Source organism: Clostridium nigeriense (assembly GCF_050585245.1).
GTDB classification, from domain to species: domain Bacteria; phylum Bacillota; class Clostridia; order Clostridiales; family Clostridiaceae; genus Clostridium; species Clostridium nigeriense_A.
The window spans coordinates 123,330-137,341 of sequence record NZ_JBNOOF010000005.1; the positions used below are offsets into that span (position 1 = coordinate 123,330).

General features: G+C 27.7%; 6 protein-coding genes. 3 read left to right on the plus strand and 3 right to left on the minus strand.

All coding sequences use genetic code 11. The features are described 5' to 3' along the window. The 3 genes from ACQPUY_RS09800 to ACQPUY_RS09810 all read right to left on the minus strand — a co-directional run bounded on the left by ACQPUY_RS09800 (nt 1) and on the right by ACQPUY_RS09810 (nt 8,014). Nucleotides 1-432 (minus strand): MarR family winged helix-turn-helix transcriptional regulator, encoded by a 432-nt coding sequence (locus ACQPUY_RS09800; protein WP_430841016.1) that lies wholly within the window; start codon nt 430-432, stop codon nt 1-3. A 447-nt stretch (nt 433-879) separates the two neighbouring features. Then, on the minus strand, nt 880-6,699 hold the full coding sequence (locus ACQPUY_RS09805) for an InlB B-repeat-containing protein (RefSeq protein WP_430841017.1): 5,820 nt from the start codon (nt 6,697-6,699) through the stop codon (nt 880-882). A 517-nt stretch (nt 6,700-7,216) separates the two neighbouring features. Beyond that, nucleotides 7,217-8,014, minus strand: coding sequence for a DUF368 domain-containing protein (locus tag ACQPUY_RS09810; RefSeq protein WP_430841019.1), 798 nt, complete (start codon nt 8,012-8,014; stop codon nt 7,217-7,219). Between the two features lie 151 nt (nt 8,015-8,165). Between ACQPUY_RS09810 and ACQPUY_RS09815 the strand changes: the two genes are divergently transcribed. From ACQPUY_RS09815 to ACQPUY_RS09825, 3 genes are all read left to right on the plus strand, one after another. Beyond that, nucleotides 8,166-9,887 (plus strand): ABC transporter ATP-binding protein, encoded by a 1,722-nt coding sequence (locus ACQPUY_RS09815; protein ID WP_430841021.1) that lies wholly within the window; start codon nt 8,166-8,168, stop codon nt 9,885-9,887. An 11-nt stretch (nt 9,888-9,898) separates the two neighbouring features. Beyond that, nucleotides 9,899-11,632, plus strand: coding sequence for an ABC transporter ATP-binding protein (locus ACQPUY_RS09820; protein ID WP_430841023.1), 1,734 nt, complete (start codon nt 9,899-9,901; stop codon nt 11,630-11,632). 825 nt (nt 11,633-12,457) lie between these two features. Beyond that, nucleotides 12,458-13,804, plus strand: a complete 1,347-nt coding sequence (locus ACQPUY_RS09825; protein ID WP_430841025.1) for an MATE family efflux transporter — start codon at nt 12,458-12,460, stop codon at nt 13,802-13,804. Nucleotides 13,805-14,012 lie beyond the last annotated feature (208 nt).

Genomic DNA, 14,012 nt, shown 5'->3' on the forward strand with positions numbered 1-14,012 from the left:
CTAATCACTTATTTTTTTAGTTAATCTTTCTAAAATAGAAATAAAATTATTTAATTCTTCTTCTGATAAATTTTTTTCAATAATTTCTTCTATTTCCTCAATTTCTTTATAAACTAATTTATGAACTTCTATTCCCTTATCAGTCATAATAATCTTTTTAAGCCTTGCATCCTCTGATACACTTACTCTCTTTATAAGCTCATTCTTTTCCATTAACGAAAGAACACTAGTTACAGATGAACGTCTAATATCAAATTCTTCTTCAATAGTTTTTTGAAATATATCTATTTTAGAAGAATTGTTATTTATAAAGCCTAAAATTTTTGCTTGCATACTACTAATCCCATATTCTAAGCCTACTTTTCCTATTCTTCTTTTAATCTTATGTGAAAGTATATTAATTTTTCTTCCAATATGCTTAACTTCACTCATTATTATCACCGCACTTTTGTTAGACTTCTAACTAATTATATATGTTATTTTTTTTTAAGTCAATAAACTTATATAAATTATATTCTCCAGAAAATAATATAATTATTAAGTCTAGAATTCGATTATCCTTATAAATATTAGAATCTTTACTTAATAAATCTAAATATATCAAAAAGAAAAATCACCCTATACCAAGATAAAGTGATTTTTACATATTAAAAGGATAAGTATGTTAACTAAAGCATATTTTCTTTTATTAGTTATTAAAATTTCTAATGACTTTTAAAAGAATTTATTAATATTAATATTATCATATTTTAATTATATTTATATTAAAGACATGTTAAAAATATTTAACGTACTTAAATCTTTTTAATTATACATATGATTTAACTTTTACTATTTTACTTAACTAATCCTATATATTTTATCTATTGAAATATAATATTATTTATATACTTTTTTTCTTAAATCCCAAAAGCAAACAAATCCAAGTAATAATATTATAAATGCAAAACTCATCATATTTAGTGCATCTCCAGTTTTAGGCAGGCTATCTTCTACTTCTCCAGTTTCTTCTCCATTTGGATTCGAAGGAATTACCAGCCCTTCTTTTTCTTTGAAGTTTGCAACTAATGTGACATCTTCGGTTACTGTAAATTTATAAGAAGATTCTCTACTCACCTCTTCACCTTCTATCGTCCAGTTTACAAATTCATATCCCTCATTTGCAGTTGCAGTAACTAATGTTTCTTTTCCTTGAAGTATATTTCCTCCACCTGTTACTACTCCAGCATTACTATTATTTGACTCTACTTGCACTTTACACTCTACAACTGGCACTTCTTTTTCTTTGAAGTTTGCAACTAATGTGACATCTTCACTTACTGTAAATTTATAGGAAGATTCTCTACTCACTTCTTCCCCTTCTATCGTCCAGTTTACAAATTCATATCCCTCATTTGCAGTTGCAGTAACTAATGTTTCTTTTCCTTGAAGTATATTTCCTCCACCTGTTACTACTCCAGCATTACTATTATTTGACTCTACTTGCACTTTATACTCTACAACTGGCACTTCTTTTTCTTTGAAGTTTGCAACTAATGTGACATCTTCGCTTACTGTAAATTTATAAGAAGATTCTCTACTCACTTCTTCCCCTTCTATCGTCCAGTTTACAAATTCATATCCCTCATTTGCAGTTGCAGTAACTAATGCTTCTTTTCCTTGAAGTATATTTCCTCCACCTGTCACTATTCCAGCATTACCATTATTTGACTCTACTTGCACTTTATACTCTACAACTGGCACTTCTTTTTCTTTGAAGTTTGCAACTAATGTGACATCTTCGCTTACTGTAAATTTATAAGAAGATTCTCTACTCACTTCTTCCCCTTCTATTGTCCAGTTTACAAATTCATACCCCTCATTTGCAGTTGCAGTAACTAATGCTTCTTTTCCTTGAAGTATATTTCCTCCACCTGTCACTATTCCAGCATTACTATTATTTGACTCTACTTGCACTTTATATTCACTTCTATTAGAAAGTTTAGTTGTAAATTTTGCATTTCCAAAGCTTATATGATCATTATAATCTACTTCACCTTTATCAGCATACAACATAATTTCCTTTGCATTTTTTACATCTAAAGAAACAAATTTCATTTTATCTGTTGAAGTCATCTCTCCTGAATTAAATTTCTCTTTTCCATCTATAAAAATTTTAATTGTTGCACGAGCCTCTGTTCCTTTTTGACTACCATCAATTCCTAAATACATTTCTAACTTATCAAAATCAAGATTTTCAATGTTATAATAAATTTTTGATGTAGCGTGAGTTCCAATTCCAATTTCAAATGGAATTATTTTATCATCTTCACCTATTAAAGTGATTCCAACATTACCTCCAACATCCTTATCCTTTTGTATTGTACCCCATCCAGAAAATGAATTATCTTCCCAATTCATACTAGACAGTGCAACACTTTCTATCCCAGCTAATGTAACTAAATAAACTTTTTTAACTTTTTTATCTGGAGACAAAACTTCAATTTCAATATTGTTTTCTCCAATAAACATGTCAATATCTTGCGTTAATGTTCCTTCTCCTAAATATATTTTTCCATTAGCTTTAAGACTTATTTGTGAATTTTTTTCTTGTGCTTTTAAATTTATAGTTATATTCTTATTTGATACATTACCTTTATATTCAGTAATATTAGGATCAAAGCCTTCTTCTAAATTAACGCCTGCTCCAAAATCTAAAGATTCTAAATTTGCATTATCAGCTTTTGGAATCTTTATATCAATTACATAAATTTTTTTGGGGCTTGATGTCTCAGGATCAACAATAATAGCTATTTTATTGCTTCCTTCCTTAACATCAATTTGAGATTTATTAGAATCTATCCAATTTCCATTTGAATTAAACATAACTTTAGCCCTTGAAGGTATGCCAATTGCTTCTACTAAAACAGATTTTGTTCCTTTTTCCGCTATATAAGTATAATTCGATTTATCTGGTTTAAATTCTTTTAACTCTTCTCCATCTATTTTGATATTATTTATTACATTAGTACTATCACCTGTACGAATAATTATGAAACGATATTCTCTAAATGAAATACCATCAACTGCTTGCACATTTGCTTCAATTACATTTAATCCTGATTTTAATGAAATATTTTCTTTACTAAAATCTGATTTTTTATTATCTATTTCTTCACCATTTACTATTACTTTAATATTGGCATTACTATCTTCTGTAGAAAAGCTTAAATTTACATTGTCTTGTTCAATAGTTGCTGTTGTAAAGTAATATTTATCATTTTTATCAAATTTATTAAAATTCCCAACTCCAATTATATCTGCACTTTTTAGATAAGAATTAGCACTACTTAATTCACTTACTTCAGTATCTTCATTTTCATTAAGAACTTTAATATAATTTGATGATTCTACTGCTTTACCATATATTCCTGAATTTGATTTTGGAATTACTACTGCCTTAATATACATATTATTATATTGGCTAGGAATGCTTATATTGTTTCCATGTAAATCTCCTACTAACTCATAAACTCCATCTGGTACTTTTGAAATAGCCCATCTTACAATGCTATCTCTTTCTTCAGATGATGATATAAAATCATATTGAGCTGAAACTACATTTCTTTCTTCATTATAGTTCAGTTTAATATTCTCCACACTTGGTGCAACTCCTATTTCAGTAAAAGGTTTATTTTCTCCATCAATCTTTAATTCACTAAATTCAAAAGGAGTATTTGTACCATTTCCACTTGCTGCAATGATTCCTATTTTAAAATCATTTCCTAGTCCACTATTTGTAACCCTTCTAATTTCTATCCAATTAACATAATCTTCACTATAGTATCCTATAAATTCATTACCTTTCTTCTCTAATTTATAGTATATTTCTTCAGCATCAATATTAGATTTTGGATTATCTTCATTTGGATTTCCTTTTTCTTCATTAACTACATGAATTTTTGGCGATCCATTAGCATGCTTTCTTTCAACAGACACATAATTATCATTGTCATTATAAAAAATTAATCCTGATTCATCCCAGCCACTTTTTGTTTTACCTTTTACTTTTAATGTAACTGAAACATTAGTTAAATCCTTATCTACTTCTGTAGCAATAATATTATTTGTTGTACCTGTAGACCATAAAGAACCACTTTGGGCTAAAAGCTGAATCTTATCTTCTCCTAAAATACTCCACTTTTCATTATTAGGATTAATTACAGTAAAATCTGAAGCTAAAGTTAATTTATTATCTTGAATGACTAATAATTTTCTTGATTCTAAACCATTAACTGTAGTTGCAATAACTTCTACTACTCCATTTTTATTTGTTGTTAATTCTCCTGTTTTAGTAATAGTAGCTGCATCAGTAGCTTGTCCAGTTTTAGAATCAACAACAGACCATGTAATTTCTTTTGATGCATTTTCCGGAGCTACATTTGCTATATAATTTATTTTATCACCTATATTAGCATTTTCTATATCACTATTTATACTAATATAATTAGGATAATTTACTCCGCTACCATCACTTACTTTAAAAGAAATAACATTAGATTCAAATTTACGTCCCCCTACGATTCTATAAGCTATCACATCTGCATTTCCTTGTCCCACTGCTATTACTTTACCACTATTAGAAACTGTAATAATATTTTCATCAGTACTTTCATAATAAATCTTACCAACAGGATTTAATAGATTTGTACTGCCATTTAAAACTATATTCTCTTTTTCTTCTATTTCTACATCATTACTATTCATATTGGATAATGAGGCATTTAATTTTAAACCACCATCATAAGAATTATTTTTTAATAATACATTCTTACAGCCATTAAATGAATATAAATTACTATTTAAAGATGCCCCACTAGAAGTTTCGTTTATCGTTACGCTTTCACCTACTTTTAAATCAGTATCTTCACTTTTTAAACTAACTTCTATATTAGGATCTAATCTATAAATCTCATTATTTTCAAAAGTCAAATTATTCACACTTTTTGCACCTAATACACTTGTATCTACCATATAAAATTTATTATTAGATATATTAATATTTTCATGAACTGTTTTATCAGTTGATACATTTGGGTTAGTTGGATAGATATATATTACTGGTTGTGTTACCGTCCCATTTCCAGAGCGTTTAAATATATTATTATGAATTGTAACATCTCTTACTGGTCCTGACTCATACCAACCTTGCGCATCATTTGAAATATATATAGCTGCCATACCCATACCATCAAAAATATTATTTTCAATAACTATAGGCTTTCTAGTTGTTACTAAAATTCCACGTGTTGGTGTTTCCTTAAATATATTATCACTAATTATAACACTAGGCGTATATGTAATATTTTCTACAACATACTGACCTGCTACAATCTCTCCTGGCATATCTTTATCTAAGGTAATTATAATATCAGTTAAACTTGAATTACTACTATTTCCTGTAGGTCCTTGAACCTCAACTACTTTAGCAACTGAACTCTCTACTGGAATCATATTACCTTTAGTCATAAATTCAACTTCATCACCTTCATAAAAATTAGGGAATCCTGCTGTTTCATTATGCATATATCTAACTTTAAATTTATTATTAGAAATTCTTTCTACTACTTGCAAAAATGTACCATGAACATTAATTGGATCATCGTGAGGATTTGAAAATGTTGAATTTAGAATTTGAACTAGTCCTTTACATCCAGACATTTGAATAAAATCTGCATACCCTGCAGTTGTCCTTCCACTTCCTTTAGGAGTCTCAAAGTCTACATCATTTATAGTAATATTCTCGCTTAATTGTCCTACAATGCCGAATCCATGTAAGAAATAGATATCTAAATTTTTTAATTCTACATCTTTACTTTGCCATATAAATGCACCTGCATGATCTCTTACAGTAGGTCTCATTTGATAGCATAATCCTATCTGAATACTTTCAGGTCTTGCTGTATAATTAAATTTCACTCTATTATTACCTAAATCTTCGATACTAGATATCCCACTAAATATTTGATTCGAATCTCTTTTGGTAAGTCCTGTTTTTAAATCATATATTTGAGTATAATTCATGCTATTTTTAGATGTCCAATACTCTTCTCCTGTATACGGACTTTTATCACTTTTCCATAGTAAGGAGGTTCCATTAATTTCATAATTATAACATTCTGGTATATAAAACGTAGCACTATTTTCTGTTATAGCTTCAACAGATATATCAATTACAGTAGGAACCTGAAAATCCACTTTATAATTTTGAAAAATTATATTTTCACAGTTAATTGCAGCGAACGTTGTCATCTTTCCATGAAAATTGAATAGAGAGTCATTTCCTTCAACAATAACATCTTTCATATCCTCTAGAAGAATCCCAATTTTCTTCATCTTATAATTTTGATCAACCCCTACAGTATTTGAAATATATAATTCTCTTTCTGCGGCCTTATCTGGATATATTTGATATTCTCCTTTAGGAAAATTAATTATAACTTTCCCATCAACTTCCTTAGCAGCTTCAATAGCTTTCTGTATAGCTACAGCACTATCTTTTGCTCCACTTGGATCAGCACCATAATCCACTACATTAATTATAGTTTCATTTTCTATAGATTCATCTTTTGCATAAACAACTGCATCAGTATAAATAAATAAATTTATAAATAACATTACACATAAACTGATTACAATTACCCTCTTGTTTATTCTCATATTATTTACCCTCCTTAACTAAATACTTATTAAACACATATATAAGCTTTAATTTGACCCCCCCTTATTTTTTCTAAAAACAACAACCTCATCTATTCAATAATTAAATTATGTCATTTAATTTATTTATTACTTTAAGTTCTTTTATAAGTTCAAGTATGATAAGTAATATTAGCTTCAACCACAACATTTTCTTCATAATATTCCCAGTTATCGTTTACAATACTGATTATAAACTATCATTTCTTTATTTTATATATAAAATTCTTATCAATTATATCAAAATTCTTAAGTAAAAATTTCATTGCTTTATATCTTAAAATAGCATTATCTATACTCTAACAAATAATTAATAAAAATCAAAAATTAATTATATTTAACATTAAAATATCCTAGTAAAGCAAATTAGTATCTTTACTAGGATATTTTAATTCTTATATTTAAATTTCAAATATACTTATTCAAACACACATAATATCATATATTTTTTTATATTCTGCATGCCAATATTTCTTACTTACTCATTTCTACTTATATAGTATGTAAATATAAAGCCTAAAATTCCAAGTATTATTCCTACAAGGCTATTTAACCCATCTACTCCTGGAAAAACTGAGAATACTGATCCCAATATAAATCCAAAAATTAAAATATAAGTTTGTTCTGGGAACTTAATTAGTAACATCTCAATTATTCTAGCTGTTAATAACGTTCCAATTATTCCACCTAATGCAATTGGAATTAATACTGGAATATTAAACTGTACAACGGCTGTTATAACAGTATTATAAAGTCCCAATACGTATAGCATAAATGATCCACTTATTCCTGGTAAAATAAGTGCAACTGCGACTACTACCCCTCCAATGAAAAGCCAAATGAAATTTACAAGGCTTAACGATGTAATTATTGCTGAAGCATCGTTATTAGGCGTTCCCATCATTAAAACTATTATGATTCCTAAGATTAAATATACGATACTTTTTTTATTAAATCCTTTAACTGTAGCTTTTCTAAACATAAGTGGTGCTCCACCTAAAATTACTCCAATAAATAAATATCCTACAGGAATTGGATAATTATCAAATAAAGCTTTTACTATATTACTAAATAAAAATATTCCAACCACAGCACCAATTCCAACTTGTAACAATATTTTGTACTGGTTTTTAAAATCCTTTAAAATATTATTAACTGCATGAAGCAATTTATCGTATATTCCAAGTATCATTGCAATAGTTCCGCCACTTACTCCTGGAACAATTTGTGATATACTAATTGCTACACCTTTTAGAAAGTTTTTCATAAAATCCATTACTGCACCTCTATTATAAATAATATAATCTATAAAATATTATCACAGTATAGATTTATAAGTCAAAATTTTAATAAATATTTAAGATATTCTTTATTTTTAGTGATATAATGAATATTATTATAAAATTTTATAAAAAGGACTGATTTTATTGTTAAAGCTTATTTACTTTATGAAAGACTATAAAAAAGAAGCATTACTTGGTCCAATATTTAAATTAATTGAAGCTATTTTAGAATTACTTATTCCAATAGTTATGGCTAAAATTATTGATATTGGTGTTGCTAACAAAGACGTTAATTATGTTTATAAAATGGGTGGCATATTAATTCTTTTAGGTGCTGTTGGCCTAGCCTTTGCTATTACATGCCAATACTATGCTTCTATTGCCTCTCAAGGCGTAGGAACCTCAATAAGAAGTCAATTGTATAAACATATAAATACTCTTTCTTATACGGAAATTGATGAAATAGGAACCTCTACACTAATTACCAGATTAATTAATGATATAGATCAAATTCAAACAGGTATTGCTATGCTAATAAGGCTAGGCACTAGAAGTCCATTTATACTTATAGGTTCCATAATTATGGCTATATCTATTGACTTAAAACTTTCAATAATATTCTTAATAACTGCTCCATTAATAGCTTTAGTTATTTATATTGTTATGAGTAAGTCTCTTCCTTTATATAAAGTAATCCAAGGAAAATTAGATAATTTATCTTTAATTACTAGAGAAAATCTTGAGGGCTCAAGAGTAATTAAAGCATTTTCTAAAGAAGATAGTGAAAAGGAAAGATTTAAAGAAGCAACTATTGAATTAGCTAATACTTCTATTAATGTAGGAAAAATTTCAGCTTTACTTAATCCAATTACATATATGATTATGAATATAGCTATTATAGCTATATTATGGTATGGAGGTATTAGAGTTAATATAGGTTCATTAACTCAAGGTGAAGTAATTGCTTTTACTAATTATATAACTCAAATATTACTTTCACTAATAGTATTTTCTCAATTAATTGTAACCCTTACTAAAGGTGCAACTTCAGCAAACAGGGTTTTAGAAATACTAAATATTAAATCATCAATTACTGATAATGAATTTAAAGATAATATAGAAAAAGAAAATAATAATTCTTTAATTGAATTCAAAAATGTTTCTTTTTCGTATAAGGGTTCTAATGAATATTCTTTAAAAGATATTAATTTAACTATTAATAAAAATGAAACTATAGGAATAATTGGAGGAACTGGCTCTGGTAAAACTACATTAATAAGCTTAATTCCTAGATTTTATGACACAACTACTGGACAAGTACTTATTAAAGGTATAGATACTAAAAATTATAAATTAAAAGAACTTAGATCATTAATTGGAATAGTTCCACAAAAGGCAGTTTTATTTAAAGGCAGTATTTTAGATAATTTAAAATGGGGTAAGGAATATGCTACCTTAGATGAAGCAAAAGAGGCTTTAGAGATATCTCAATCTTATTCCTTTGTAGAATCCTTGCAAGAAAAATATAACGCTCCAGTACTTCAAGGTGGTAAGAATTTTTCTGGAGGACAAAAACAAAGACTTACTATTGCAAGAGCTTTAATTTCAAAGCCAGAAATTTTAATTTTAGATGATAGTTCAAGTGCCTTAGATTTTGCAACAGATGCTACTTTAAGAAAGTCTTTAAAAGAAAAAACTAAAGATATGACAGTTCTTATAGTTTCTCAAAGAGCTAGTAGTATTAAAAATGCTGATAAAATAGTAGTCTTGGATAATGGTGAAATAGCTGGAATAGGAACTCATGATTATCTTCTTGAAAATTGTGCAGTATATAATGAAATATATTCTTCACAATTAAATAATTAGGAGGTGAGCCTTTGAATACTACTATAATAAAAAGAATTTTAAAATATACAAAGCCTTATAATAAATATATAATAATTGCTTTTATAAGCGCTGTAATTAATATTAGTTTAACTCTATTAACACCTATATTAATTGGTAATGGTGTGGATCTTATTATAGGAAAAGGAAATGTTAATTTTTCTAAACTTATACACATATTACTTTTACTATTAATTAATTTATTATTTTCTGCATTATTTCAACTAATCATGACTAGATGTACTAATATTGTAAGTTATAAAACTATTAAAGATTTAAGAATAGATGTTTTCAATAAATTAAATGAATTACCACTAAAATATATAGATGGAAATTCCCATGGATCTATTATTAATGGTGTTATTAATGATATAGAAATAGTTTCTAATGGATTACTTCAAGGATTTTCCCAACTTTTCACAGGTGTTATTACCATAGTTGGAACCTTATTGTTTATGCTATCAATAAATATAAAAATTACTTTATTAGTAGTTATAATTACTCCAATATCTTTGTTTACTGCTTCTACAATAGCTAAGCATTGTCAGTCTATGTTCAAAAAGCAATCACAAGTTCGTAGTGAATTAACAGGCTATGTTGAAGAGATGATAGGAAACCAAAAGGTAGTAAAAGCTTTTTCTCATGAAGATAAGGCTCAAGAAAATTTTGAAGAAATTAATAAGATGTTATACACATATGGTCAAAAAGCTCAATTTTACTCTGCTCTTACAAATCCAGCAACTAGATTTGTAAATGGAATAGTTTATGCAGCTGTTGGAATTGTAGGTGCTGTTAGCGCTATTAACGGTAATTTATCGGTAGGTAATCTTTCAGCATTTTTAAGTTATGCCAACCAATATACTAAGCCTTTTAATGAAATTTCAGGAGTTATAACTGAATTACAAGCTGCTTTTGCATCTGCTAGTAGAGTGTTTAAAATATTAGACGAAGAACCTGAAGTTCAGGATAATGAAAATGCTATTAACTTAGAATCATGTGAAGGATCAATAATTATAAATAATCTAAGTTTTTCATACAGTGACGATAAATCTTTAATTGAAAACTTTAATTTAAAAGTTAAACCTGGAGATAGAATTGCAATAGTCGGTCCTACAGGATGTGGTAAAACTACTTTAATTAATTTACTTATGAGATTTTACAATATAAAAACAGGAGAAATTAAAATAGATAATATAAATATAGACAATATAACTAGAACTAGCACTAGAAGACTTTATGGAATGGTACTTCAAGATACATGGCTTTTCTCTGGAACAGTTAGAGAAAATATTGCTTACGGTAAAGAAGATGCTACTTTAGACGAAGTTATTGAAGCTGCAAAAGCTGCCAATGCTCATAAGTTTATTATGAGATTACCAAAAGGATATGACACTATACTTTCAGAAGATAGTTCTTTATCTCAAGGTCAAAAACAACTTCTATGTATAGCTAGAATTATGCTTTCAAAACCACCTATGTTAATTTTAGATGAAGCTACTAGTAGTATAGATACTCGTACAGAAATTTATATTCAAAGAGCTTTCAATAAATTAATGGAAGGTAGAACTTCATTTATCGTTGCTCATAGACTTTCAACTATTCGTGAAGCTGATTTAATTTTAGTTATGAAAGATGGAAAAATCATAGAACAAGGAAATCATAAAGATTTATTAAGCAAAAACGGATTCTATGCAAACCTATATAATAGTCAGTTTGCAATAGTATAAATGAATACTGATATTTATGAAAAAATAAAGTGGACACCTCATATTGTCTACTTTATTTTTTTACCTCTGTTAAAGAACGCTGTGGAAAATTTACTACACTCTATAAAGTTGCTTATAAAATAAGACTATACGAATAATTAAGGAGTGTTTATTATGCCGGTAGAGTCAGTAAAAAAGATTACCGAGGCTTTAAGAGCAACAGGAAAAGGAGAAATTCTCTAATACCTTGAAGAAGTATTCGTGTTGTCTCATTCGCTACGGAGGTTACAAATTAAGTTAAAGACAACAGGTTTTCAAATGGGAAAGTTTGTCCTCACTATGAACAGGATAAAATATACAGAAATGGACAATGTAATGTAAAACAAAGATACATCTGTATATATTGCCTTGAATAATATTATACCTGCTTTTATAATTGCAATTCTTCCTACAATGTATTATTGGATTAATTAAAAAGAGGTAAAATCACATTCTTAATAATTGAAAGATACAAATCTAATGCTGCTATATCAACACTATTCTTTAACATAGCCTATTTTTTCATATATATTTAATTTAAAAACTCTTCATTACAATATGGACATCTCCAAAATAAAATATTTATATTCATTATCTAATTTATATATCTAATTAATATCGCCAGTTTCACTTATTTCAGCTAAACATCTATTATCTTTATATAAAACTATATAAAAATCAGTATTTAACTTATTACAAAGTTTTTAAATTATTTTCTAATAAAGTTGATAAGAATTTACTATAATGATATGATTTATATTGCTGAAAAATTATATTTTTACAAAATAGAAAAAGGGGGAATAAAGCTTGACTAAAGATATGACAATGGGTAATCCTGTAAAACTAATTATAACCTTTTCAATCCCTTTACTTATCGGAAATATCTTTCAACAATTTTATAATATGGCTGATACCATAATAGTTGGAAGATATCTTGGTGTTGATGCATTGGCGGCTGTTGGTTCAACTGGCGCTATGGCTTTTTTAGTTAATGGATTTGTAATTGGTTTAACTAGTGGATTTGCTGTTTTAGTTTCACAAAAATTTGGGGCAAATGATGAAGAAGGTGTAAAAAAATCCTTTGCTAGTTCTCTAATCTTATCAATTATTATGACCGTAGTAGTAACTGTTATAAGTATGAGTTCTGCTAAACCTTTATTAATGCTTATGAACACACCTGATAATATTATGAAAGATTCATTATCATATATCATTATTATTTATGCCGGAAATATTGCAATTATTTTTTATAATATGCTTGCTAGTATATTAAGATCTCTTGGAGATAGTAAAACTCCATTATATTTTTTAATAATAGCTTCAATATTAAATATAGTTTTAGATATTGTATTTATTGTTAATTTCCATATGGGAGTATCTGGTGCTGCATATGCAACAATCATTTCTCAATCTGTCTCTGCAATACTATGTGCTTTATATATAGTAAAGAAATTTCCAATACTAAAGCTTAAGAAATCTCATTGGAAAATAAGAAAAAGATATGTTCAAAATCAACTTCGAATTGGTATTCCAATGGCATTACAATTTTCAATAACTGCCGCAGGAGCAATGGTCCTACAAGGTGCTCTTAATAATTTTGGTTCTAAAATAATAGCTTCTTATACAGCTGCTTCAAAAGTACAACAATTAGTTATGCAGCCTTCTGTTACCTTCGGTGTAGCAATGGCTACTTACTCTGGACAAAACTTAGGTGCAGGAAGAATTGATCGTATTAAAGAAGGCGTAAAAAAATGCATTATTATAAGTATTATAGTAAGTATAGCTTCATCTATAATTGTAATTTTATTTGGTGCTTCTTTTACAAAAATGTTTATAAGTGGTAATGATTTAGAGGTTATATCCTATTCAAGGCATTATCTAAATACTGTTTCATTATTTTACATACCATTAGGTCTGATCTTTATTTATAGAAATACTCTACAAGGAATTGGTGAAAGCTTTGTTCCTATGATGGCTGGCTTTGCTGAAATGGTGGCAAGAACAGTAGTAGCCTTTACACTACCATTATTAATCGATTTTACTGGAATTGCACTTGCAGACCCTGCTGCTTGGATAGCTGCTTGTGTGCCACTTATGATAACTTATTATAGAAGAATAAATATAATTATGAAAGAAAAACAAATTAATTTTTAAGAGAGGTTGTCCTAGCGACAACCTTCTTTATTTAAATTCTCTTAACATCTCTATATGTGGAATATCATCTTCTAAATACTTTTCCACTCCATATTATCACCCTTTTATCCTATAGTATTTTAGTAAATTATAACATATGCTTAAAATTCAAATCCACAATTTCAATATATTTACTTTAATAACATAATTAGTTTATTGGCATATAATA